The following is a 23,272-nucleotide window of genomic DNA, read 5'->3' on the forward strand; positions in this document are numbered from 1 at the left end:
GGCACGAGGGGCGGGCGGCCGATGAGGCCGCCGTCACCCTAGTACGGCGCCGCAGGTCCTGGCGTCACCCGGAAGGTGACGATCAGGTGACGAATCAGCGCGCGGCGGTGCGGAGGGTGCGGCGCTGCTTCCAGACGTCGCGGAAGAACTCGTAGCCCGACCAGAGGGTCAGCACGACGGCGACGACCAGCAGGGCCTGGGCGAGGTAGAACACGACCTCGCCGGGGACCTCGAGCGCCTCGGGGAGGTCGGGGTCGCGCAGCGGCAGCACCAGCGCGCCGAGCGCGATGGCCTGCACGGTGGTCTTGAGCTTGCCGAGGTCGGCTGCGGCGATGACGACGCGCTTGGCGACGGAGAGGCGCAGGAGCGTCACGCTCCACTCCCGGGCGAGCACCACGATCGTGACCCACCACCAGATGTCACCGGTGATGGAGAGGCCGATGAACGCCATACCGGTGATCGCCTTGTCGGCGATCGGGTCGGCGATCTTGCCGAAGTCGGTGACGAGGTTGCGGGCGCGGGCGATGTCACCGTCGATCTTGTCGGTGATCATCGCGACGACGAACAGCCCGTAGGCCACGCAGCGCCACAGGATCGAGTCGCCGCCGTCGACGAGCATGGCCCAGCCGAAGAACGGCACCATCACGATCCGCAGCGTGGTCAGCACGTTGGGCAGGTTCAGGTTCGACACCTGGGGCTGGGTCTCGGTCATGCGCGCGCCTCCTGCACGATCGGCTCGGCGTACAGGTCGGCGCCCTCGGCGTCGACGACCACCGCGGTCACGATCTCCCCGACCCGCGCCTCGCAGCCGACCAGGAAGGTCGAGCCGTCGACCTCCGGGCCCTGGTGCGCCGCGCGTCCCTCGACGGCGGTCCCGCCGTCCTCGTGGGTGACGGACTCGACGAGGACCTCGACGGTCTCGCCGAGCCGCTCCAGCGCCCGCTGGGCGGTGAGCTCCTCGACCAGCGCGGTCACGTGCTCGGCGCGGGCGCGGACCTCGTCCTCGTCCAGCTTGCCGTCGTACGTCGCCGCCTCGGTGCCGTCCTCGTCGGAGTAGCCGAACACGCCGGTGACGTCGAGGCGGGCCGCGACGAGGAAGTCGCACAGCGTCTGCAGGTCCTCCTCGGTCTCACCGGGGAAGCCGACGATCACGTTGCAGCGCACGCCCGCCTCCGGGGCGTGGCCGCGCACCTGCTCGAGCAGGCCGAGGAAGCTCTCCGGGTCGCCGAAGCGGCGCATCCGGCGCAGCACCGACGCGCTCGCGTGCTGGAAGCTGAGGTCGAAGTACGGCACGACGCCCGGCGTCGTCGCGATCGCCTCGACCAGCCCGGGGCGGGTCTCCGCCGGCTGCAGGTAGGAGACGCGCACCCGGTCGACGCCGTCGATCGCGGCCAGCTCGGGCAGCATCGTCTCGAGCAGGCGCAGGTCGCCGAGGTCCTTGCCGTACGACGTGGAGTTCTCGCTCACGAGGAACAGCTCGCGCACGCCCTGGGTGGCCAGCCACTGGGCCTCCTGCAGGACGTCGTTGGGCCGGCGGCTGACGAAGGAGCCGCGGAAGGCCGGGATCGCGCAGAACGAGCAGCGCCGGTCGCAGCCGGAGGCGAGCTTGAGCGGGGCGGTCGGGCCGCCGTCGAGCCGCCGCCGGACGGCCCGCGGGCCGGTGGCCGGTGCGCCGAGTCCGATCTCGGAGGTCCCGGCGGGCGCGACCACCCCGGCGGCACCGGAGACCGAGGCGTGGCCCGGGACGGCCAGGGTCGAGGAGGACCGCTCGGCCGGCGAGATCGGCAGCAGCCGGCGCCGGTCCTGCGGCGTGTGCGGGTGGTGGGTCTCCCCCGCCACGATCGAGCGCAGCCGCGCGGCGATGTCGGGGTAGTCGTCGAAGCCGAGGACCGCGTCGGCCTCGGGGAGGGACTCGGCGAGCTCCTTGCCGTACCGCTCGGCCATGCAGCCGACGGCCACGACGGCCTGGGCGCGGCCGCTGCCGCCGGCCGAGGGCTTCAGGTCCGCGGCCTCGAGCAGGGTGTCGACGGAGTCCTTCTTGGCGCTCTCGACGAAGCCGCAGGTGTTGACGACGACCGTGTCGGCGTCGGCGGGGTCCTCGACGAGGCGGAAGCCGTCGGCCTCGAGCCGGCCGGCCAGCTCCTCGGAGTCGACCTCGTTGCGCGCGCACCCGAGGGTCAGCAGCGCCACCGAGAGCGGGGTCGTCGGTCCGGGGCGGGTGTCAGCTGCAGTCATGGTCGTGCCCGAGTATGACCGCCCACCACCCGCCCCGACGAACCCGCGGGGCCGGCGGGGCCGCTCACTCGTGCGGCTTGACCGCCAGGACGGGGCAGCGTGCGTCGAGGATCACGCGCTGGGCGACGCTGCCCATGAGTAGCTTGCCTACCGGCGTGCGGCGCTTGAGGCCGAGCACGACGAGCGCCGCGCCCACCTCCTCGGCGACCCGCAGGATCTCGGCGGCCACGTCCGGGGCGACCGCCTGGCGCACCTCGTGCTCCAGGCCCGACGCCGACAGCTCGGCCTCGAGGCGGTCCAGCGCCTCCGGGTGTGCGTAGTGCTCGTCGACCAGGGCGTCGCCGCGGCTGACGTTGACCGTGACCACGCCCAGTCCGCGCAGCCGCGCCTCGGCGAGCGCGTGGACCAGGGCCACCGCTCCGAACTCGTCGGGCGTCCACCCGACCACGATCCGTCCTGCGCTCATCGGTTCACCAGCTCCTCGTCACGGCGGTCGGTCTCCTCGGGGTGGGTCGGTGCCGCCGGGCGGCGGCGCAGCACGCGGGCGAGCAGGGCGAGCGCGATGACGACGTACACGACGACCGCGAGCGGCTCGCTCACCAGCGCGCTGGCGTCGCCGTCGGAGATCGTGAGCGCCTCGCGCAGCTTGGTCTCCATCAGCGGGCCGAGGATGACGCCGAGGATCAGCGGCAGCACCGGCAGCCCGAAGCGTCGCATCGCCAGGCCCAGCAGGCCGAAGACCAGCAGCAGGCCGACGTCGAAGGGGTCCAGGTTGGTGGCGTAGGCACCCAGGCAGGCGAAGAACAGGATGCCGGCGTAGAGCTGGGGCCGCGGGATGCGCAGCAGCTTGGCCCACATCGGCGCCAGCGGCAGGTTGAGCACCAGCAGCAGGAAGTTGCCGATCAGCAGGCTGGCCAGCAGCGTCCACACCAGGTCGGACTGCTCGGTCATCAGCTGCGGGCCGGGCGTGATGCCGTAGCCCTGCAGCGCCGCGAGCATCACCGAGGCGGTCGCGGTGACCGGGATGCCGAGCGCGAGCATCGGGACGAACATGCCGGCGGCCGAGGCGTTGTTGGCCGCCTCCGGACCGGCGACGCCCTCGATCGCGCCCTCGCCGAACTCCTCGCCGCCCTTGCCGCGGGCCAGCCGCTTCTCGGTCACGTAGGACAGGAAGGTCGGGATCTCGGCACCGCCGGCGGGGATGGCCCCGAAGGGGAAGCCGTACGCCGTGCCGCGCAGCCACGGCCCGACCGAGCGCCGGACGTCGGCGCGCCCCATCCAGGGCCGGCCGACCGGGACCACCTGGAGCGGCGTGCGCCGCAGGTGGGCGGCCACCCAGAGCGCCTCGCCCAGGGCGAAGATGCCGACGGCGACCACGACGATGTCGAGCCGGTCGTTGAGCTGGGCGACCCCGAAGGACAGCCGGGGCTGGCCGGTGTTGAGGTCGAGGCCGACCAGGCCGATGGTGAGGCCGACGAAGAGGGCGACCAGGCCGCGGATCACCGAGGCACCGATGACCGTGGCCGTCATGACCAGCGCGAGCACCATGATCGCGAAGTACGACGGGGCGCCGATGTCGACGGCGACCGAGGCCAGCGCCGGGGCGAAGAACGCGACCAGGAGCGTGCCGATGGTGCCGGCGATGAAGGACCCGATGGCCGCGGTGGCGAGGGCTTGGGCCGCCCGCCCCCGCTTGGCCATCTTGTTGCCCTCCAGCGCCGTCATCACCGAGGCCGACTCGCCGGGGGTGTTGAGCAGGATCGAGGTGGTCGAGCCGCCGTACATGCCGCCGTAGTAGATGCCGGCGAACATGATGAACGACGAGGTCGCCTCGAGGCCGTAGGTCACCGGGAGCAGCAGCGCGACGGCCATCGCCGGGCCGATGCCCGGGAGCACGCCGACGAAGGTGCCGAGGAGGACGCCGATCGCGGCGTACATGAGGTTCTCGGGGGTGACGGCCGCGGACAGGCCGCCCCAGAGCAGGTCGAAGGAGTCCATCAGAGGATGCCGTCCAGGATGCCGGGGGCCAGCGGGATGCCGAGGCCGACGTAGAAGGCGTACCAGCTGGCGACCGCCAGCACCGCGCCCACGAGGACGTCGCGCAGCAGCGTGCGGCTGCCGAGCGACCAGGCGGAGCCGGCGAAGAGCACGGCCCCGGAGATCGCCCAGCCGAGCACGTCGACGGTGGCGATGGTGAAGAGCAGGACGGCCACGAGCTTGGCGACGGTGAGCCAGTCGGTGTCGCTGGTCAGGTCGACGTCCTCGCCGCCCTCGGCCTCCGGCACGTCGCCCCGGAGCGCAGCGACGGCCAGGAGCACCGCGAGCACGACCATGCCGGTGCCGATGACGTAGGGGAAGACGCGCGGGCCGACCGGGTCGGCGAAGCCGGTGCCGAGGGTGGTGGCGTCGTACACGGTCAGCGCGCCGACGACCGCCAGCACGGCGGCGAGGCCGAGCTGCGCCAGGTCGCGACGGGGCGCCGCGGGACCGCCCGGGGCGGTGTCGTGGGTGTCCGGGGCCAGGGTGCTCACAGCAGGCCCACCTCCTCCAGGGTCGATGCGACGCGCGCGTCCTGCTCGTCGATGAATGCGCCGAAGTCCTCGCCGGTGACGAAGCGGTCGATCCAGCCGTTCTTGTCCAGCTGCTCCTGCCACTCCGGGGTCTCCCGCATCCGGCCGAGCAGGTCGACCAGCTCGTCGCGCCGCTCGTCGGAGATGCCCGGCGGGGCGAAGACGCCGCGCCAGTTGGTGAAGACCAGGTCGATGCCGGACTCCTCCAGGGTCGGGACGTCCTTGACCGTCTCGCCCTCGAGCCGCTCGTCGCCGGAGACGGCCAGCACGCGCAGCTCGCCGCTGGCGATCTGGCCCTCGAACTCGCCCAGGCCGGAGAAGCCGACCTGGATCTTGTCGCCGAGGAGGGCGCTGGTCAGCGGCCCGCCGCCGTCGTAGGGCACGTAGGTGACCTCGCGCGGGTCGATGCCCACGGTCTCGGCCAGCTGCATGGGGAAGAGGTGGTCGGGGCCGCCCGGGCTCGACCCGCCGCCGACGACGACCGACCCGGGGTCGGCCTTCCAGGCGCGGACCATGTCGTCGATCGTCTTGAACGGGGAGTCGGCGGGCACGAGCACGCCCTCGTAGTCCTCGATCAGCTGGGCGACCGGGGTGGCGTCGCCGAGGCCGTGCTCGAGGCCGAAGGAGTACGCCGAGCCGACGACGCCGAGCCCGACGGTCATCAGCAGGTGCTCGTTGCCCTCCTCCCCCATCAGCCGGGTCAGCGCGACCGACCCGCCGGCGCCGAGGATGTTGGTGACCTCGAAGGAGCCCCCCGTGATGTCCTCGGACTCCAGCACGCCGACCGCGGCGCGGCCGGTCTGGTCGTAGCCGCCGCCGGGGCTGTTCGGGATCCACATCGCCAGGTCCCGGTCGTCGTCGCCGCGGGTCACCCCGCAGGCCGTCGTCGAGACCACCAGCGCCAGCCCGGCGGCCACCGCCGCGAGTGCTCGTGCTGCTCCCACCATGTCGCTCCTGTCCGGTTCTGCTGCGAGGCTCTGCGGAGACGAGCATCCCGCCCGCTGTGGCGGCCGTCACCCTTGGGAAAGCAACGGAGGTTGTGGAACTTGTGGTCACCGCGCTGGCGCCCGCCCCGGACGCGCCACCTGAGCCTCGCCGGGCAGTTCCTCGCGCTGCAGCTGCTCGTGCTGCTCGTCGTGGTGCTGGTGACCGGGGTCGTCTCGGTGCGGCAGGCCGACGTGACCTTCCGCGACGACCGCGGGGCGCGGCTCCGGTCGGCGGCCGAGGGCCTCGCGAGCACCGACGCGGTGCAGGACGCCCTGGCCACCGGGACCGGGCGGGACTCCCTGGCCTTCTACGCCCAGCAGCGGGCCGGTGACGTCGGCGCGACCGCCGTGCACCTGGCCGACGCCCGGGGCCGGGTCCTGGTCGGCACCGACCCCACCCGCGAGGGCGAGCTGCTGGACCTGGGCCCCGGCGACGTGCTGGAGCGCCGGAGCTGGACCGGCGACATCGAGGACGCCGGTCACCGGGCGATCGCGGCCGAGGTCCCGGTGCTCAGCCCGGGGGGCGACGGCGCACCGCGCGCCGGGGAGCTGGTCGGCGTGGTCGTGGTCGCCGAGCGGTACCCGCCCTGGCCCGAGCGGCTGCGCGGCACGCTCGACGACCTCGTGACCTTCCTGGCCCTGGGACTCGCGCTCGGCGTCGCCGGGTCGTTCCTCCTCTCCCGGCTCATCAAGCGGCGCACGCGGGGCCTGGAACCGGGAGAGATCGCCGCACTCGCCGACCAGCGCGAGGCGCTGCTGACCTCGCTGCGCGAGGGGGTCGTCGCGGTGAGCGAGTCCGGCGTCCTGACGGTGGTCAGCGACAGCGCCCGGGACCTGCTGGGCCTCCCCGACGACCCCACCGGGCGGCGCGTGGCCGAGCTCGAGCTCGAGCCGGCGGTGCGCGACCTGCTCACCGGCCACGGCGTGGTCCGCGACGGCGTGCTCGTCGTCGCCGGCCGCGTCCTGGTGACCAACCGCAACCCGGTCCAGCACGACGGCCGGCCCACCGGCACGGTGACCACGGTGCGCGACCGCACCGAGCTGCTCGCGCTGCAGAGCGAGCTGAGCGCGCGGCAGAGCGTCACCGAGACGCTGCGCGCCCAGACCCACGAGTTCAGCAACCAGCTGCACACGATCTCCGGGCTCCTCCAGCTCGGCGAGCACGAGGAGGCGGGTCGGGTGATCAGCACCCTCACGCGTCGCCGGGCCGCCATCAGCGACGCGGTCACCTCCCGGGTCGAGGACCCGGCGGTCGCGGCCCTGCTGATCGCGAAGACCAGCTCGGCGGCCGAGCGGCAGACCTGGCTCGGGCTCACCGACGACACCCGGCTGCCGCGGCTGGACCACGAGCTCTCCGCCGACCTCGGCACGGTGCTGGGCAACCTGGTGGACAACGCCGTCGAGGCCGTGGCGACGACCGGCCGGACCGGACGACGCGCGCGTGTCGACGTACGGCTGGTGCAGGAGGAGGACGGGACGGCGGTGGTGCAGGTGGCCGACACGGGACCGGGAGTACCGTCCGACCAGGTCGACGCCGTCTTCCGGCGCGGCTTCACCACCAAGCCGAGCGACGCCAGCGGGCGCGGGCTGGGCCTGGCCCTGGTCCAGGTCGTCTGCGAGCGCCGGGGCGGCTCGGTGTCGGTGCACGACCGGGAGGACGGACCCGGCGCGGTCTTCACCGCCCGGTTGCCCGGGCACCGGCCCGGACGCCTCGAAGGAGGGGACGAGGATGCCTGACCCGACCGCCACGTCGCCGGGGGTCCTGCAGGTCCTCGTCGTGGACGACGACTTCATGGTGGCCTCGATCCACGCCCGCTTCGTCGAGCGCGCCCCGGGCTTCGCGGTGGCCGGCCGGGCGGCGACCGGTGCCGAGGCTCTCGAGGCGGTCGAGCGGCTGCGGCCCGACCTGGTGCTGCTCGACGTCCACCTGCCCGACCTCAGCGGGATCGAGGTGCTGCGCCGGCTGCGCGGCCGCGGCGACGACGTGGGGGTCATCGTCGTGACCGCGGCGCGCGAGGTCGACACCGTCCGCGCGGCGGCCGCCGCCGGCGCCGCGCACTACCTGGTCAAGCCGTTCGAGCACGAGGACCTGCTGGCCCGGCTGGAGGCCTTCCGCGCGGCGCACGAGGCACTGCAGGGGGTCGACGCGCCCGACCAGCAGCACATCGACGCCGTCTTCGCCCCGCTCGGGCGGGCCCGCGCGGTGCTGCCGAAGGGGCTGAGCCCCGAGACCGCCGAGGCGGTCCTCGCCGCCCTGGGCGAGGCGGGCGAGCTGTCGGCGAGCGAGGCCGCGGAGGTCGTCGGCATCTCCCGGGTGAGCTGTCGGCGCTACCTCGAGCACTTCGTCGAGGAGGGCAGGGCCACCGTGCGCCTGCGGTACGGCGGCACCGGCCGCCCCGAGCGGCGGTACCGCACCACCTGAGCCGACCGGCGGGGTCCGCGGATCCGGCACCGCCGAGGGCGTCCGTCGCCTACCGTGAGCCAGCACATCTGACACCGGACTCGGGAGGGCCAGTGCAGTGGACGCCTGAGCAGGGCCCGGGCTCCGGCGCAGCCGCCCTGTGGCGCCTGACGCTGGAGCACTCCCCCGTCGGCCTCGCGGTGGTCGACCTCGAGGGCAGGATCCTCCTCGCCAACCGCGCGTTCGCCGAGATGCTGGGCCGGGAGCCCGAGGCGCTCGAGCACGCGTCGTTCGCCGACCTCACCCACCCCGACGACCTCGCAGCCGACGTCGAGCAGTTCGAGCGGTGCGTGGCCGGGGAGCTGGACACCTACCGGCTGGGCAAGCGCTACCTGCACGCCGACGGCGGCCACGTGTGGACCGAGCTCTCCGTGGGCCTGGTCCGCGACGCCGAGGGCCGCCCGGCGCACCTGGTGTCCCAGGTCGTCGACGTCACCGAGCGGCACGAGTACGAGCAGCGGCTCCGGGCGGCGATCGCCGAGGTCGAGCACGAGCGGCAGACCATCGAGACGGTCTTCGAGACGGTCGGGGTCGGGCTGCTGCTCATCGACGCCGAGGGTCGGTACCAGCGGATGAACCGCCGGCACCGCGAGACGATGAACCTGCCCTTCCCCGGCGGGCACGCCGGCCGGGCCGGGCAGCTCGGCCACGTCTACCACCTCGACGGCCGCACCCCGCTGACGCGCGAGGAGATGCCGTCGTACCGCGCGACCCAGGGCGAGGAGTTCACCGACTACCGGTACTGGGTGGGCGACGACCCGCTGACCCGGGCGGCGTTCACGACCTCCGCGCGGCAGGTGCGCGCGCCGTCCGGGGAGCGCCTGGGAGCGGCCCTCGCCTACCAGGAGATCACCGACCTGCTGCGGGCCCTGCAGGTCAAGGACCAGTTCGTCTCCTCGGCCTCCCACGAGCTGCGCACCCCGCTGACCGCGATGCTGGGCCACCTGGAGATGCTCGCCGAGGAGGACCTGCCGCCCGACGTCCTGGACCGTCTGCGGGTGGTGCAGCGCAACGCCGAGCGCCTGCGCACGCTCGTGGCCGACCTGCTGCTCGTCGCCCAGGCCGGGGAGGTCGGGCTGGTGATGCAGCGCTCGGAGCTCGACCTCGTCCCGCTGGTCCGCGACGCGGTCGAGACCGCCCGGCCGTCGGCCGAGCGCGCCGGCATCGACCTCCGGCTCGAGACACCCGACCGGCTCGTCGTCCGCGCCGACGGGCCGCGCCTGCGCCAGGTCGTCGACAACCTCGTGTCTAACGGCGTGAAGTACACCGAGCCGGGCGGGTCGGTCACCGTCACGGCGCGGCTGTCCGCCGGAGCGGTCGAGCTCGTGGTGGCCGACACCGGGCTCGGCATCGCGGCGGCCGAGGTGCCCCAGGTCTTCACCCGCTTCTTCCGCGGCGGCGAGGCCCTGCGCAAGCACATCCCCGGCACCGGCCTGGGCCTGGAGGTGGTCAGCTCGATCGTCACCGCCCACGGCGGCACGATCGACGTCGACAGCGAGCCCGGCCGCGGCACGACGTTCACCGTCACGCTGCCCTGCTGAGTCCCCGGTTCGGCGGGTGCGGCGGCGGCCGCCGATGCGGCCGGCGACCGCGGCCCACGTAGGCTCGGAGCACCGAGGAGACCCGCGACGACGACCCGGCGTCGTCCCCCACGGTGACGAACCCCCACACGGACCGCGAGGTCCGGAAGGGCCCGCCATGCCGCTCCTCGACGCGACCGTCCCGCCTGGCCCCACGGCCCCCGCCACCGCGGCGACCTGCCGCCCGCGCCTGGGCGCGGTGATCCGGCGGGTCTCGGTGAGCCTGCTCGTCGCCTGCGTCGTGCCCGCAGTGCTCTTCTACGCCTGCTTCCGGCTGGCCGACGTGTGGGTCGCCATGGCCGTCGCGCTCGGCTGGTCCTACGGCGCCATCGCCTGGCGCGCGTGCACCCGACGTCGTCCCTCGGGCCTGCTCTACCTGACCGCGGCGGTGATGACCGTGCGCACGCTGGTGGCGGTCCTCCTCGACAGCACCTACCTCTACTTCCTGCAGCCCATCGTCACCGACGGGGTGATCGCGGCCCTGTTCCTGCTCTCGCTCGCGACGGCCCGCCCGGTCGTCGCGCGCCTGGCGGGCGACTTCTACCCCCTGGACGACGAGCTGTCCGTCCGGCCCGGGATCCGGCGGCTGTTCTGGCGGCTCACGCTGCTGTGGGGTGCGCTCGGCGCGGCGAAGGCGGCCGGCACCCTTTGGCTGCTGGAGTCCCAGCCGCTCGACACGTTCGTGCTGGTCAAGACGGTCACGGCTCCCTCGCTCAACGGCCTCGCCGTGGCCGCCACCATCGCGGCGGCGGTCGTCGTCGCCCGCCGCGAGGGGCTCCTCGGCCCCGCCGCGCACCCCGTCCTCGTGTCCTGAGCGCCGAGACGGTCGCCGCCGGCGTGTAACACCCGGGCGTCCCCGCGACAGGTCAGGTCGGGACGGCACGACCTGCGCCGCCCGGCACCGCCCCCGGTGCGCCACGACGACAGTTCAGGAGCCGCCGTGACGACCTCCGTCCGCCCCGACGTGGGGAGCGCCCCCGACCTCGACCTGCACGGGCCGTCGGGCCCGGAGCGGCGGGACCGGCCCGAGCAGCGGCCGGGCCGGCACCGTCGCGACCGGGTCCCGGCCGACGACCTCACCGTCGTCATCCCGGCGTACAACGAGGCCGCGTCGGTGGCCGACACAGTCCGCAGCGTGCTGGGGCAGACCACCCCGCCGGCGCGTGTGATCGTCATCGACGACTGCTCCGACGACGGCACCGGCGACCTGGCCCGGGCGGCGGGCGCCGAGGTGATCCGGCCCGAGGACAACACCGGGTCCAAGGCCGGCGCGCAGAACCTCGCGCTGGAGCTGGTGACGACGGCGTACACGATGGCGATCGACGCCGACACCACCTTGGCCCCCGACGCGCTCGAGCTGCTCCTGGCACCCCTGGAGGAGGACGAGGCGACGGTCGCGGCCTGCGGGTTCGTCGTGCCGCGGCACGTCCGGTCGACCTGGGAGCGGGGCCGGTACGTCGAGTACCTGCTGTCGTTCACCTTCTACAAGCCCACCCAGGACTACTACGGCAAGCCGCTGATCTCCTCGGGCTGCTTCTCGGCGTACCGCACCGAGGTGCTCCGCGACGCGGGCGGCTGGTCGGAGCGCACCCGCGCCGAGGACATGGACCTGACCTGGACCTTCTACCAGCGCGGTCACCGCGTCCGGTTCGTCCCGGAGGCCGTCTGCTACCCGATCGAGCCGCACGACCTGGACTTCATGAGCAAGCAGCTCAAGCGCTGGTCGCACGGCTTCGTGCAGAACGTCGCGCTGCACTGGCGCGGCATCCTGCCGATCCCGTTCCTCAGCACGGTCGTGGGCGTCGCGATGGTCGACGCCCTGGTCGCCTCGCTGGTCTACCTGTTCCTGCTGCCGGTGCTGGCCGTCGTCCTGAGCCCGTGGGTGCTGCTCGCCTACGTCGTCGACGTGCCGGCGATCCTGGTGCCGGTGCTCGTCGCGGCGCGCCGGCGCGGCGAGGTGGGCAAGGCGCTCGCGTCGATACCCGCGTTCCTGGTGCTGCGCACCGTCAACGGCTTCTTCATGCTCGAGGCGCTGTGGACCGAGGTCGTCCTGCGCAAGCCCCTGCTGGTCTACGAGAAGGGACACTGAGATGACCGCGGGACTCCCCGGCACCGGTCTCGGCGGCCTGCTCTACGTCGTGCTCGCGCTGCTCATGCCGCTGCGCGAGCTCTACCTCACCGCCCGTGGCCGCAGCAGCCGCGAGCGCTGGGCGGTCGTCGGCCGCCAGGCGCTGATGGCGCTCGTGATCGTCGCGGTGCTCGCGGGCACCGCCGTCGCCACGAGCCGGCTGCTGCGCACGGGCGGCCAGGCCGCGCCGGACGCGGCGCCGCTGCTGGCCTCCGTCGCGATCGGGGCGACCGTGCTCGCGGTCCTCGCCGCGGCGCTGCGGGTCTGGGCCCTGCTGGACCGGCGGCCGACGACCACCTAGCCGTCGACCACCCGGCCGTCGGCGGCCGGCCTCAGGCGACGTCGGCCTCCATGGCGGCGACGAAGTCGCCCTTCACCGCGCGCCACGCCTCGTCGGTCATCGTCCGGCGCCAGTACGGCGAGCAGGACATGTCGCCCCGGGCCAGCCCCCGCTCCGCGAGCAGGTGGCGCCGGATGCCGCGGATCTCCTCGGCCTCGCCGTGGACGAAGGCGTGCACCCGGCCCGCCGGCGCCTGCAGCTGCTCGACCGAGCGCAGCAGGAGGGTCGCCGGGTCCCCGTCGCCGGCCCGGTGCAGCCAGCGCAGGTCCAGCGCGCCCGGCGTGGTGAGCGGCAGCTCGTGCTCGGCGTCGTCGCACACCAGCCGGACGACGACCGGCACGCCGGCGGGCACGGCCTCGAGCGACGCCGCGATGGCCGGGAGCGCGGACTCGTCGCCCACCATCAGGTGCCAGTCCGCGTCCGGGTCGGGGCGGTAGCCGCTGCCCGGGCCCTCGAGCACGAGCACGTCCCCCGGCGCGGCGCTCGAGGCCCAGCGGCCCGCGGCCCCGGTGTCGCCGTGGACGACGAAGTCGATGGTCAGCCGCTGGCCGTCCCAGGCCCGGACGGTGTAGCGCCGGCGCGCCGGCCACCACTGCGCGTCGTACGACGCCCGCACCTCGGCCGGCTCGAAGACCGCGTCGTACGGCGCGCCTTCCGGTGCGATCGCGAGGTTCACGTAGGCGTCGGTCGAGTCCGCCGTCGCGAACCCGGCCAGTCCCTCGCCGCCGAGCACGACCCGCACCATCGCGGGCGTCACCCACGTCACCGTCTCCACCCGTCCGTGCACGGGACCCTCCTCCACCTCGTCGTCGTAGTTAGGTTAGCCTCACCTGCAGTCAGCCGGCCGGGCACCCCGTCCAGCGACCTGTGCGGGCGCCGCCGGCGCCCCTCGTGCCGAAAGGACCACCCGTGCGTTCCCTGCGCCTCCTGGCCGCCTCCCTCGGAGCAGCCGCCCTCGTCCTCAGCGGCTGCGGCTCGTCCGACGACGAGTCCACCGCCTCCGACTCCCCGTCCAGCGACGGCTCGTCGACGCAGTTCCCGATCACGATCGAGCACGCGCTCGGCACCACCACGATCGAGGAGAAGCCCGAGCGCGTCGCGACCGTCAACTGGGCCAACCACGAGGTGCCGCTGGCCCTCGGCGTCGTCCCGGTCGGCATGGCCGCCGCCAACTTCGGCGACGACGACGGCGACGGCCTGCTCCCCTGGGTCAGCGACGAGCTCGAGGAGCTCGACGCCGAGACCCCGGTCCTCTTCGACGAGACCGACGGCATCGACTTCGAGGCCGTCGCGGACACCGAGCCGGACCTGATCCTGGCGTCGTACTCCGGCCTCACCCAGGAGGACTACGACACCCTCAGCGAGATCGCGCCGGTCGTCGCGTACCCCGAGGCCGCCTGGTCGACGGAGTGGCGCGACATGATCCTGCAGAGCAGCGAGGCCATGGGCATGGCCACCGAGGGCGAGGAGCTGGTCGCCGAGCTCGAGTCGGAGATCACCGACACCGTCGCCGAGCACCCCGGTCTCGAGGGCACCTCGGCGATGTTCCTGACCCACGTGGACACCACGGACCTCAGCGAGGTCAGCTACTACACGACCCACGACACCCGGGCGAAGTTCTTCGAGGACCTCGGTCTCTCCACCCCGGCGAGCATCGCGGACGCCTCGTCCGAGACCGACCAGTTCTCCGGCACGCTGAGCGCCGAGCAGGTCGACAAGCTCGACGACGTCGAGGTGATCGTGACCTACGGCGACGAGGAGCTGGTCAAGGCGCTCAAGGGCGACCCGCTGCTGTCCAAGATGCCGGCCGTCGCGAACGACGCGATCGTGCTGCTGCCGAACAACCCCCTCGGCACCGCCGCCAACCCGACGCCGCTGTCGATCTCCTACGTCCTCGAGGACTACGTCGCCATGCTGGCCGAGGCCGCCGGCGCCGAGTCCTAGGACCGACGGCATCATCCTCCGGTGACCACCACCCAGGCCGGCCCGACCTCGGGCACCCCCTCGGGCGCCGCCACGCGGCGCCCGAGGCGGCTGCGCGCTGCCTGGCTGCTCGCGAGCCTGCTGCTGCTGGTCGCCCTGGCGGCCCTCTCGGTCGCGGTCGGCTCCCGCGACGTCGGCCTCGACGACATCGTCGCGGCGCTCGGGGGCTCCAGCGAGACGCTCGACGAGGCCGCGGTCACCAAGCGGATCCCGCGCACCCTGCTCGCCGTCCTCGTGGGTGCCGCCCTCGGCCTCGCCGGCGCGGTGATGCAGGGCGTGACCCGCAACCCGTTGGCCGATCCCGGGATCCTCGGGGTCAACATGGGCGCCTCGCTGGCGGTCGTGACCGGCATCGCCTGGTTCGGGCTCACCGCGCCGTCGTCGTACATCTGGGTCGCCATCGGCGGCGCCGCCGTCGCGGCCGTCTTCGTGTACGCCGTGGGCTCCCTCGGGCGGGGCGGCGCGACGCCGCTCAAGCTCGCCCTGGCCGGCACGGCCACGTCCGCCGCGCTGGTCTCGTTCATCACCGCGGTGGTGCTGCCCCGCAACGACATCTCCGAGGGCGCGCTGTCGTGGCAGATCGGTGGGGTCGGCGGGGCGTCGTTCGACGCCATCACGCTCGTGCTGCCGTTCCTCGCCGTCGGGCTGCTGGTCTGCCTCGCCTCGGCCCGCGGGCTCGACTCCCTGGCCCTCGGCGACGACGTGGCCGCCGGCCTCGGCGAGCGGGTGGCCCTCACCCGCGGCGCGGCGGCGGCCGGCGCGGTGCTGCTCTGCGGGGCGGCGACGGCGGTCGCCGGCCCGATCGGGTTCGTCGGCCTCGTCGTCCCGCACCTGTGCCGGATGCTCATCGGCGTGGACCACCGCTGGCTGCTGCCGTTCACCGCGGTCGGTGGCGCCGCCCTGCTCACCACCGCCGACGTGCTCGGGCGGATCGTCGCGCGCCCGAGCGAGGTCGACGTCGGCATCATCACCGCCCTCGTCGGCGCACCGTTCTTCATCCACGTCGTCCGCCGCCACAAGGTGCGTGAGCTGTGACCGCCCCGACCGCCCCGGCCGCCGCGGACCTCACCGCGGACCCGGCCCCCTCCACCGTCGAGCGCGTCGCCCGGGGCCGGGCGCGCCGTGCGGCCAGGCGCCGCAGCGTCGTGGTCGTGCTCACGGTCCTGGTGCTCGCGACCTTCGCCACCAGCCTCATGGTGGGCCGCACCTTCTACCCGCCGGGCGACGTCCTCTCCGTCATCGCCGGGCAGGACGTCCCGGGCGCCTCGTTCACCGTCGGTCGGCTGCGGCTCCCGCGGGCGGTCCTCGCCCTGGTGGTGGGGCTCTGCTTCGGCATCGCGGGCGTCACCTTCCAGACCATGCTGCGCAACCCGCTGGCCAGCCCCGACATCATCGGCATCAGCACCGGGTCGAGCGCGGCCGCGGCGGTCGGGATCGTCACCTTCGGGCTCTCGGGGGCGGCGGTGTCGCTGCTCGCGATCAGCGTCGGCCTCGGCGTCGCGCTGCTCATCTACGTGCTCTCCTTCCGCGACGGCGTCGCGGGGACCCGCCTGATCCTCATCGGCATCGGCATCGCCGCCATGCTCGAGAGCGTCATCGCCTACGTGCTGAGCCGCGCGGCGGCCTGGGACTTCCAGGAGGCGGCGCGCTGGCTGACCGGCAGCCTCAACAACGCCGGTTGGGACGACGTCGTCCCGACCGTCCTCGCGCTCCTGGTCCTGGGACCGCTGCTGGTGGTGAAGTCGGGCGACCTCGACATGCTCCAGCTCGGCGACGACGCCGCGTCCGCCCTCGGCGTCCGGGTCGAGCGGACCCGGATCGTCGTCATCGTCGCCGCCGTCGGCCTGATCGCCTTCGCCACCGCCGCCACCGGCCCGATCGCCTTCGTCGCGTTCCTCGCCGGCCCGATCGCGGCGCGGATCGTCGGGCCGGGCGCCTCGCTGCTCGTGCCCTCCGCGCTGGTCGGCGCGCTTCTGGTGCTCGTGGCCGACCTGTGCGGCCAGTTCGCCTTCGACCACCGCTACCCCGTGGGCGTCGTGACCGGCGTGCTCGGCGCGCCGTACCTCGTCTACCTCATCGTCCGCACCAACCGCGCCGGAGGCTCGTTGTGACCGCCGACCACACGCTCACCGTCCACGACCTCGAGCTGGGGTACGGCGAGCGCACCGTCATCGACTCCCTCGACCTGGTGCTGCCGCCGGGCCGGGTCACCGCGATCGTCGGGGCGAACGCCTGCGGGAAGTCGACGCTCCTGCGGTCGATGTCGCGCCTGCTGCGCCCGCGGGCCGGCCGGGTGCTGCTCGACGGCGAGCAGGTGCACAAGCTGCCCGCGAAGGAGCTGGCCCGCACGCTGGGTCTGCTCCCCCAGGCGCCGACCGCCCCCGAGGGCATCACCGTCAGCGACCTCGTCGGCCGGGGTCGCAACCCGCACCAGGGGCTGCTGTCCCGGTGGAGCAGCGAGGACGACGCCGCCGTCGCGGCCGCGCTCGAGGCGACCGACACCGTCGCCCTCGCCGACCGGCCGGTCGACGAGCTCTCCGGCGGCCAGCGACAGCGGGTCTGGATCGCCATGGCGCTGGCCCAGCAGACCGACGTGCTCCTGCTCGACGAGCCCACGACGTACCTCGACGTCAGCCACCAGGTCGAGGTCCTCGACCTGCTCACCGACCTCAACCGCAGCCGCGGCACCACCATCGTGATGGTGCTGCACGACCTCAACCTCGCCGCGCGGTACGCCGACCACCTCGTCGCCCTCGCCGACGGCCGGCTCCACGCCGCCGGCGACCCCGCGGACGTGCTCACCGAGGAGACGGTGCGCGCCGTCTTCGGCCTGGACTGCTCGGTCATCACCGACCCCGTCTCCGGGCGACCGCTCATGCTCCCGATCGGTCGGCACCACGTGGCGGCGCCGGCCTCCTGACGCCGGCCGCGCCGGCCGGGCCCACGTGCCGCCCGGTGCCCTCCACTCACCCGGACAGGCGGCGCATGATCCGCGCGGCACGTGGGTACTGCGGGCGCCTCGGTCCGCCACGTGACGCTTCCGACAGGTGTCGGCCATGGGGCGTGGCGCCCCGAGCACCCCCAGCCCAAGGACTCCCCATGAGGAGACAACCGAGAACGCTCAGCACCGCCCTCGCCGCCGTCCTCGTCGTCGCCACCCCGCTCGCAGCGGTCTCGGCCGACGGCGACGGGGCCGACCAACGGCCGCGCTTCACCGGCCCCGGCTTCCCGCCACCCGCCGTCCGTCCCGCCGACACGGGGCTCGCCGCGCCGCTGCCCCGGTGGGACACCTCGGCCGCCGTCGAGCGTCGCGTCCGCGAGATCGTCGCGCAGATGACCGACGAGGAGAAGGCCGACCTCGCCACGGGCGAGCTCAACAACTTCTTCGGCTTCTACAACGACCCCGTCGAACGGCTCGGCATCCCTGCCCAGACGATGGCCGACGGGCCCATCGGGGTCAGGGTCGCCAACCCCGAGGTCAACCGGGAGACCACGCAGCTGCCGTCCGGCACCTCGCTCGCCGCCACCTTCGACCCGCGCGCCGCCCGCCGCTACGGGCGCATCCTGGGGCAGGAGTCCTTCGACACCGGCCACAACGTCCTGCTCGGCCCCACCCTCGACATCACCCGCACGCCGTTGTGGGGACGGGCGTTCGAGGGGTTCGGCGAGGATCCCCTCGTGTCGGGCGACCTCGGCGCGCAGGTCGTCCGGGGCATCCAGTCCCGCCCGGTCATCGCCACCCTCAAGCACCCGTTCGCCTACAACCAGGAGACCGACCGGTTCGACGTCAGCGCGGAGGTCGGTGAGCGGGCGCTCCAGGAGATCTACGTGCGCCCGTTCGCGATCGCGCAGCGTCGCTCGCACCCCGGCTCGATGATGTGCTCCTTCAACCGGCTCAACGGCATCCACGCCTGCGAGCACCCGGCGCTGAACCGGATCCTCAAGCAGCAGCTGCGCTTCCGCGGGTTCGTCATGAGCGACTACAACGCGACGCCGAGCACCGTGCAGGCCGCCAACAACGGGCTCGACCAGGAGCAACCCGGGGACCAGGGACCCGGCAGCGCCAACTTCGGGGAGCGCCTGCTGGCGGCGGTCGCCGAGGGCGAGGTCAGCCAGGCCCGACTCGACGACATGGCCCGCCGGATCCTCCGGCCGATGGTCGGCCTGGGACTGCTCGACAGCCGCCCTGCCGTCCGCGAGTGGGACAAGGCGCGCAACAGCACGCAGGCGCGGCGCATCGCCGCGCGCGGCATGGTGCTGCTGCGCAACCAGGGGCGGGCCCTCCCGCTCGGCACCGGACTGCGGTCGGTGGCCGTCATCGGGCCGGACGCCGACAACATCTCCGCCCAGGGCGGGGGCTCCTCGGTCGTGTCGGTCCCGACCCGCTCCGTCAGCCCGCTGGAGGGGATCCGCCAAGCGGTCGGCGACCGCACCCGGGTTCGGTACGCCCCCGGGATCGAGGGCATCTCCGAGGGCGACCTGCTGCCGGGGCCGCACCCGGTGCCGGCCTCGATCCTCGCCCCCGCGGCCGGCAGCCGCGAGAACGGGCTGTCCGCGCAGTACTGGAGCAACGACGACTTCGAGGGCGACCCGCACCGCACGGTCGTGGACCCCAACGTCAACGTCGCCTTCGGGTTCCAGAACTTCGGCGGGTTCAACGCCACCTCGCCGAAGATCCCCTCGCCGGTGGGCGACTTCGCCCTGCTCGGCGACCTCTCCGCGAGGTGGGAGGGCGTGCTCACCGCCCCGGCGACGGCGCGCTACTCCCTGGGCCTCACGGCCCGTGGGAACGCCCGCCTCTACCTCGACGGCGAGCTCTTCGTCGAGCACACCGGTGACCTGTCGTCGGTCGGGAAGCGGGTCCGGCTGCGCAAGGGCCAGGAGGTCACGGTCCGGGTGGAGTACGCCGCGCCCGCCGCCAACCAGTACACCGGCGGGCAGGTGCGGCTCTTCTGGCGGCACCCGGCCTCGGTGCTGACGCCGAAGATGCGGAGCGCCGTCCGCACCGCCCGGACCGCGGACGCCGCCGTCGTCGTCGTCCGCGACTACGAGACCGAGGGCGCCGACCGACCGGACCTCCGGCTCCCGAAGGAGCAGGAGCAGCTGATCCGCCAGGTGGCGCGGGTCAACCCCCGGACGGTGGTCGTCGTGGAGACCGGGGCGCCGAGCAGGGTGCGGCCGTGGATCGGGCGCGTCGAGGGTGCCGTCCAGGCGTGGTACCCCGGGCAGGAGCAGGGTCGGGCGATCGCCGACGTGCTCTTCGGGCGGGTCAACCCGTCCGGCCACCTGCCGGCGACGATCGTCCGCGGCGAGCGCCAGGTCCCCGGCACGCCAACCGGTCGCGCCGTGTTCCGCGAGGGGGTGCGCGTGGGCTACCGGGGGTTCTCCCGCTCCGAGGTGAGCTTCCCCTTCGGGCACGGGCTGTCCTACACCCGGTTCGGGTACGACCGGCTCCGTGCCCGGGTCACGAAGGGCGACCGGACGGCGCTCGTGGTGAGCGTCCGGGTCACCAACCGTGGCGGCCGGGCGGGCGCCGACGTCCCGCAGGTGTACGTCGGCCGGCTGCCGACCCGCAAGGTCCGGACCCCGGCCCGTCAGCTCGCCGGGTTCGCCCGCGTCGAGCTCCGGCCCGGCCAGTCCAGGCGGGTGACGATCCGGGTGCCCCGGGAGGCGTTCTCGTTCTGGGACAGTGCCCGTGACCGTTGGGTGACCCCGCGCGGGCCGCTCCCGGTGCTCGTCGGGCACGACGCCCTCACCCCTGCCGCGCGCACGACCGTGCGCGTGCGCTGAGCGGGGCCGCCCCACCGAGCCGGGGTCCGGTCGACTCCTCGACCGGGCCCCGGCACGGTTCGGTCTCCGCGGAGCGCCCGAGTGAACGGCCCGGCGCCGCGGAGTCAGCCGGCGGTGCGGATGAGCTTCTTGTTGACGAACTCCTCCATGCCGTACCGGCCGAGCTCGCGGCCGAACCCCGAGCGCTTCACGCCGCCGAAGGGCAGCTCCGCGGCGTCGAGGCCGACGCCGTTGACGAACACCATGCCTGCGTCGATCTGGTCCGCGACGCGACGCGCCTGCTCCGGGTCGTCGGTGAAGACGTAGGACCCGAGGCCGTAGGGGGTGTCGTTGGCCAGCCGGACCGCGTCGTCCTCGTCGGCGGCCCGGAACGCCATCGCGACCGGCCCGAACAGCTCCTGGCGGTACGCCGGGTTGCCCGGCTCGACGCCCGTGAGCACGCCGCTGGGGTGGAACGCACCGGTCCGGTCCCCGGCGCTGCTCAGCGCCGCTCCCCCGCCCACGGCGGACGCGACCTGGTCGGCGAGGTTGGTCGCGGCCGCCTCGGAGACCAGCGGCGAGCCCGGGGAGGCGGCGAGGAGCGCCTCGGTGAACCGCGCGACGAACTCCTCGTAGAGCTCGTCGACGACGATGAACCGCTTGCCGGCGTTGCACGCCTGGCCGGTGTTCTCCAGGCGGGCGGCCACCGCGGCCTCGACCGTCGCCGCCATGTCGGAGGTGCCGAGCACGACGAACGGGTCCGACCCGCCCAGCTCGAGCACGACCTTCTTCAGGTGCCGCCCCGCGATCGCGGCGACGGCGGAGCCGGCACGCTCCGAGCCGGTCAGCGAGACGCCCTGCACCCGCGGGTCGGCGATGATCCGCTCGACCTGCTCGTGTGTGGCGTACACGTTGACGTAGGCGCCCTCGGGCAGGCCGGCGTCGAGGAAGAGCCGGTGCAGCAGCGCCGCCGAGCGCGGGCACTGCGGGGCGTGCTTGAGCACGATGGTGTTGCCGGTGGCCAGGTTGGGCGCGGCGAACCGGGCGACCTGGTAGGCGGGGAAGTTCCACGGCATGATCCCGAGCAGCACCCCGACGGGGGCCCGCCGGATCAGCGCGGAGCCCTCCCCCTCGGCCAGGTCGATCGGCTCGTCGGCCAGGAAGCGGGCGGCGTTGTCGGCGTAGTAGTCGTAGATGTCGGCGGAGAAGTCGACCTCGCCCTCGGCGTCGGCGAGGGGCTTGCCCATCTCCTCCACCATCGTGGTCGACAGCTCCTCGCGGCGCTCGCGGTGCAGCTCGGCGACGCGGTGGAGCAGGGCGGCGCGGTCCTCGACGGTCGAGGTCCGCCGCCAGCCGGCGTACGCCGCGGCGGCGGCGTCGACGGCGGCGTCGACCTCGGCGTCCGTGGCGGTCGGGAAGGTCTCGACCAGGTCGCCGGTGGCGGGGTTCAGCACGGCGTACTCGGGCATGGGGGGCTCCTTGGGGTGGCGGGCGGGCGTCAGCGGACGGCTTCGACGTCGGACGAGAGCCGTTGCGCGAGCCAGACGGGGACGATGGAGAAGACGATGAGCACGACCGCCACGACGTTGACCACGGGTGCCTGGTTCGGCCGGAACATGTTGTTGAGGATCCAGATCGGCAGGGTGTTGGCGCCGCTGCCGGCGGTGAACGTGGTCACGATGATCTCGTCGAAGCTGAGGGCGAACGCGAGCATCCCGCCCGCCATCAGGGCCGAGCGCAGCTGCGGCAGCGTCACGAGCCGGAAGGTGGTCAGGACCCCGGCGCCGAGGTCCGCGGAGGCCTCCTCGAGGCTGGTGCCCATCCGGCGCAGGCGGGCCTGGACGTTGTTGAAGACGGTCACGATGCAGAACGTCGCATGCGCCACCACGATCGTCCAGAGGCTGAGGTCGACCCCCAGGATGGTGCGGAAGCCGTTGTTCAGCGCGATGCCCGTGACGACGCCGGGCAGGGCGATCGGCAGGATCACCAGCAGGTTGACCGAGTGCTTGCCGAAGAAGGAGTAGCGCTGCAGCGCGAGGGCCAGGAGCGTCCCGAGCACCAGCGCGATGGCCGTGGCGAGCACCGCGACCTGCAGGCTGGTCACCAGGGCGTCGCGGGCGCCCTCGCTCCCGGCGGCCCGCCTCCACCACTCGAAGGTCACGCCGTCGAGCGGCCAGGTCATCGACTGGCTGGGGTTCACCGAGTTCACCACGACCACCAGCAGCGGCAGGTAGACCAGCGCCAGCACGAGGAAGGTGAGCGCGGCGAGCGTCCGGCGCGCGGTCCGGCTGAGGTTCATCAGAGGTTCTCCAGGGCGCCGGTACGACGGATCGCGGTGAGCAGCACGAGCATGACCACGATGGGGATCATGGCGATGGCGGCGGCGAGCGGCAGGTTGTTGGCGGCGCCGGCGTTGACGAAGACCAGGTTGCCGAGCATCTGGCTCGCACCGCCCACGATGTTGACGGTGATGTAGTCACCCATGGTCAGCGAGAAGCTGAAGATCGCGCCGGCGATGATGCCGGGCACGAGCAGCGGCATGACGATCGAGCGCAGCACCATGCCCCCGGACGCGCCGAGGTCGCCCGCGGCCTCCAGGAGGGAGTCGGGGACCCGCTCGAGCGCCGCGAAGATCGGCAGGATGACGTAGGGCAGCCAGATGTAGGACTGGGCGATCACCACGGCGGTCAGGCCGTAGCCCGGCGAGCCGATGCCCGACCACTCGGCGAGGCCACCCTCCGAGAGCACCACCCGCCAGGCGAACACCTTCACCAGGTAGCTGGCCCACAGCGGGGTGAGCACGGCGACGACGAGCATCCGCCGCGCCCGCGGCGAGGCGACCTTGGCCATGTAGAACGCGATCGGCAGCGCGATCAGCACGTCGATCACCGTCACCGCCAGCGCCACGCCCACGGTGCGGGCCGCGACGGTGCGGTACACCTCGTTCTCGAGCAGGGTGCGGAAGTTGTCCAGCGTCCAGGAGCGGTCGATCTCGCTGCTGAGGCTGTCGACGGACCACAGCGAGGTGATCAGGAGCGCGGCGAGCGCCACGACGTAGACGAGCAGCATCCACGCGAGCGGCGCCGAGAGCAGCAGGCTCAGCCGCAGCCACACCCTGCGGTGCAGCAGCCGGGAGCCCGGCCGGGCCACCGGCGCCCGCAGTGCGGGGTCGGTGGTCCGGCCGGTCCGGCCGTCGGTGACGGGGGTGGAGGTGGCCATG

21 protein-coding genes are annotated in these 23,272 nt (G+C 73.7%); 11 read left to right on the top strand and 10 right to left on the bottom strand.

Translation table 11 applies throughout. The annotated features are described in order from the left end of the window. Positions 1-94: 94 nt before the first annotated feature. From pgsA to OSR43_RS12770, 6 genes are all read right to left on the bottom strand, one after another. Positions 95-712: a CDP-diacylglycerol--glycerol-3-phosphate 3-phosphatidyltransferase gene (pgsA, locus tag OSR43_RS12745; RefSeq protein WP_302266938.1), complete on the bottom strand. Its 618-nt coding sequence runs from the start codon at positions 710-712 to the stop codon at positions 95-97. After that, positions 709-2,235, bottom strand: coding sequence for a 30S ribosomal protein S12 methylthiotransferase RimO (gene rimO, locus OSR43_RS12750; protein WP_302266939.1), 1,527 nt, complete (start codon positions 2,233-2,235; stop codon positions 709-711). Before rimO ends, pgsA begins: the two co-directional genes overlap by 4 nt. Positions 2,236-2,299: 64 nt before the next feature. Beyond that, the gene (locus OSR43_RS12755) at positions 2,300-2,701 is read right to left on the bottom strand and encodes a universal stress protein (RefSeq protein ID WP_302266940.1); all 402 of its coding nucleotides are present in this window, start codon (positions 2,699-2,701) and stop codon (positions 2,300-2,302) included. Next, a complete protein-coding gene (locus tag OSR43_RS12760; RefSeq protein WP_302266941.1) occupies positions 2,698-4,233 on the bottom strand; it encodes a tripartite tricarboxylate transporter permease in 1,536 nt (511 codons plus the stop codon). The genes OSR43_RS12755 and OSR43_RS12760 overlap by 4 nt, the downstream gene beginning before the upstream one ends. Beyond that, on the bottom strand, positions 4,233-4,766 hold the full coding sequence (locus tag OSR43_RS12765) for a tripartite tricarboxylate transporter TctB family protein (RefSeq protein ID WP_302266942.1): 534 nt from the start codon (positions 4,764-4,766) through the stop codon (positions 4,233-4,235). The genes OSR43_RS12760 and OSR43_RS12765 overlap by 1 nt, the downstream gene beginning before the upstream one ends. Next, a complete protein-coding gene (locus OSR43_RS12770) occupies positions 4,763-5,749 on the bottom strand; it encodes a tripartite tricarboxylate transporter substrate binding protein (protein WP_302266943.1) in 987 nt (328 codons plus the stop codon). The genes OSR43_RS12765 and OSR43_RS12770 overlap by 4 nt, the downstream gene beginning before the upstream one ends. A 102-nt stretch (positions 5,750-5,851) precedes the next feature. Here OSR43_RS12770 and OSR43_RS12775 point away from each other — a divergent pair, with 102 nt between their 5' ends. The 6 genes from OSR43_RS12775 (at position 5,852) to OSR43_RS12800 (ending at position 12,261) form a co-directional block, all read left to right on the top strand. Beyond that, complete coding sequence (locus OSR43_RS12775; protein ID WP_302266944.1) at positions 5,852-7,528, top strand: ATP-binding protein; 1,677 nt, start codon at positions 5,852-5,854, stop codon at positions 7,526-7,528. After that, positions 7,521-8,213 (top strand): response regulator, encoded by a 693-nt coding sequence (locus OSR43_RS12780; RefSeq protein WP_302266945.1) that lies wholly within the window; start codon positions 7,521-7,523, stop codon positions 8,211-8,213. The genes OSR43_RS12775 and OSR43_RS12780 overlap by 8 nt, the downstream gene beginning before the upstream one ends. 92 nt (positions 8,214-8,305) lie before the next feature. After that, positions 8,306-9,793, top strand: a complete 1,488-nt coding sequence (locus OSR43_RS12785) for a cell wall metabolism sensor histidine kinase WalK (protein WP_302266946.1) — start codon at positions 8,306-8,308, stop codon at positions 9,791-9,793. 157 nt (positions 9,794-9,950) lie between these two features. Then, complete coding sequence (locus tag OSR43_RS12790) at positions 9,951-10,646, top strand: VC0807 family protein (RefSeq protein ID WP_302266947.1); 696 nt, start codon at positions 9,951-9,953, stop codon at positions 10,644-10,646. Positions 10,647-10,772: 126 nt separating this feature from the next. Next, on the top strand, positions 10,773-11,921 hold the full coding sequence (locus tag OSR43_RS12795) for a glycosyltransferase family 2 protein (RefSeq protein WP_302266948.1): 1,149 nt from the start codon (positions 10,773-10,775) through the stop codon (positions 11,919-11,921). Position 11,922: 1 nt separating this feature from the next. After that, positions 11,923-12,261, top strand: a complete 339-nt coding sequence (locus OSR43_RS12800; RefSeq protein ID WP_302266949.1) for a hypothetical protein — start codon at positions 11,923-11,925, stop codon at positions 12,259-12,261. A 31-nt stretch (positions 12,262-12,292) separates the two neighbouring features. On the opposite strand, the gene OSR43_RS12805 is transcribed toward OSR43_RS12800, so the two are convergent. After that, positions 12,293-13,087 carry a siderophore-interacting protein gene (locus tag OSR43_RS12805; RefSeq protein WP_302266950.1) on the bottom strand — a complete coding sequence of 265 codons (795 nt, stop codon included), beginning with the start codon at positions 13,085-13,087 and terminating at the stop codon, positions 12,293-12,295. A gap of 122 nt (positions 13,088-13,209) precedes the next feature. Here OSR43_RS12805 and OSR43_RS12810 point away from each other — a divergent pair, with 122 nt between their 5' ends. The 5 genes from OSR43_RS12810 to OSR43_RS12830 all read left to right on the top strand — a co-directional run bounded on the left by OSR43_RS12810 (position 13,210) and on the right by OSR43_RS12830 (position 20,073). Next, entirely contained in the window at positions 13,210-14,244 is a 1,035-nt protein-coding gene (locus OSR43_RS12810) for an iron-siderophore ABC transporter substrate-binding protein (protein ID WP_302266951.1), read from the top strand. A gap of 21 nt (positions 14,245-14,265) precedes the next feature. Then, positions 14,266-15,318, top strand: a complete 1,053-nt coding sequence (locus OSR43_RS12815; RefSeq protein ID WP_302266952.1) for an iron ABC transporter permease — start codon at positions 14,266-14,268, stop codon at positions 15,316-15,318. After that, complete coding sequence (locus OSR43_RS12820) at positions 15,315-16,394, top strand: iron chelate uptake ABC transporter family permease subunit (protein WP_302266953.1); 1,080 nt, start codon at positions 15,315-15,317, stop codon at positions 16,392-16,394. The genes OSR43_RS12815 and OSR43_RS12820 overlap by 4 nt, the downstream gene beginning before the upstream one ends. Continuing rightward, positions 16,391-17,203, top strand: coding sequence for an ABC transporter ATP-binding protein (locus OSR43_RS12825; RefSeq protein WP_302266954.1), 813 nt, complete (start codon positions 16,391-16,393; stop codon positions 17,201-17,203). Before OSR43_RS12820 ends, OSR43_RS12825 begins: the two co-directional genes overlap by 4 nt. Positions 17,204-17,382: 179 nt before the next feature. Continuing rightward, positions 17,383-20,073: a glycoside hydrolase family 3 protein gene (locus OSR43_RS12830; protein WP_302266955.1), complete on the top strand. Its 2,691-nt coding sequence runs from the start codon at positions 17,383-17,385 to the stop codon at positions 20,071-20,073. Positions 20,074-20,177: 104 nt separating this feature from the next. On the opposite strand, the gene OSR43_RS12835 is transcribed toward OSR43_RS12830, so the two are convergent. The 3 genes from OSR43_RS12835 to OSR43_RS12845 are packed head-to-tail and all read right to left on the bottom strand — an operon-like array spanning position 20,178 to position 23,271. Next, entirely contained in the window at positions 20,178-21,521 is a 1,344-nt protein-coding gene (locus tag OSR43_RS12835; RefSeq protein WP_302266956.1) for an NAD-dependent succinate-semialdehyde dehydrogenase, read from the bottom strand. 29 nt (positions 21,522-21,550) lie between these two features. After that, positions 21,551-22,351, bottom strand: a complete 801-nt coding sequence (locus OSR43_RS12840) for an ABC transporter permease (RefSeq protein ID WP_302266957.1) — start codon at positions 22,349-22,351, stop codon at positions 21,551-21,553. Then, a complete protein-coding gene (locus OSR43_RS12845) occupies positions 22,351-23,271 on the bottom strand; it encodes an ABC transporter permease (RefSeq protein ID WP_302266958.1) in 921 nt (306 codons plus the stop codon). The genes OSR43_RS12840 and OSR43_RS12845 overlap by 1 nt, the downstream gene beginning before the upstream one ends. Between the last annotated feature and the right edge of the window lies 1 nt (position 23,272).

The sequence above is a fragment of the Nocardioides sp. Arc9.136 genome (genome assembly GCF_030506255.1).
Classification (GTDB): Bacteria; Actinomycetota; Actinomycetes; order Propionibacteriales; family Nocardioidaceae; genus Nocardioides.

Coding starts and splice junctions, on each gene's coding strand:
- OSR43_RS12790 (WP_302266947.1), top strand. CDS start 9,951: ATGCCGCTCCTCGACGCGACCGTCCCGCCTGGCCCCACGGCCCCCGCC.
- rimO (WP_302266939.1), bottom strand. CDS start 2,235: ATGACTGCAGCTGACACCCGCCCCGGACCGACGACCCCGCTCTCGGTG.
- OSR43_RS12830 (WP_302266955.1), top strand. CDS start 17,383: ATGAGGAGACAACCGAGAACGCTCAGCACCGCCCTCGCCGCCGTCCTC.
- OSR43_RS12835 (WP_302266956.1), bottom strand. CDS start 21,521: ATGCCCGAGTACGCCGTGCTGAACCCCGCCACCGGCGACCTGGTCGAG.
- OSR43_RS12780 (WP_302266945.1), top strand. CDS start 7,521: ATGCCTGACCCGACCGCCACGTCGCCGGGGGTCCTGCAGGTCCTCGTC.
- pgsA (WP_302266938.1), bottom strand. CDS start 712: ATGACCGAGACCCAGCCCCAGGTGTCGAACCTGAACCTGCCCAACGTG.
- OSR43_RS12755 (WP_302266940.1), bottom strand. CDS start 2,701: ATGAGCGCAGGACGGATCGTGGTCGGGTGGACGCCCGACGAGTTCGGA.
- OSR43_RS12840 (WP_302266957.1), bottom strand. CDS start 22,351: ATGAACCTCAGCCGGACCGCGCGCCGGACGCTCGCCGCGCTCACCTTC.
- OSR43_RS12760 (WP_302266941.1), bottom strand. CDS start 4,233: ATGGACTCCTTCGACCTGCTCTGGGGCGGCCTGTCCGCGGCCGTCACC.
- OSR43_RS12800 (WP_302266949.1), top strand. CDS start 11,923: ATGACCGCGGGACTCCCCGGCACCGGTCTCGGCGGCCTGCTCTACGTC.
- OSR43_RS12845 (WP_302266958.1), bottom strand. CDS start 23,271: ATGGCCACCTCCACCCCCGTCACCGACGGCCGGACCGGCCGGACCACC.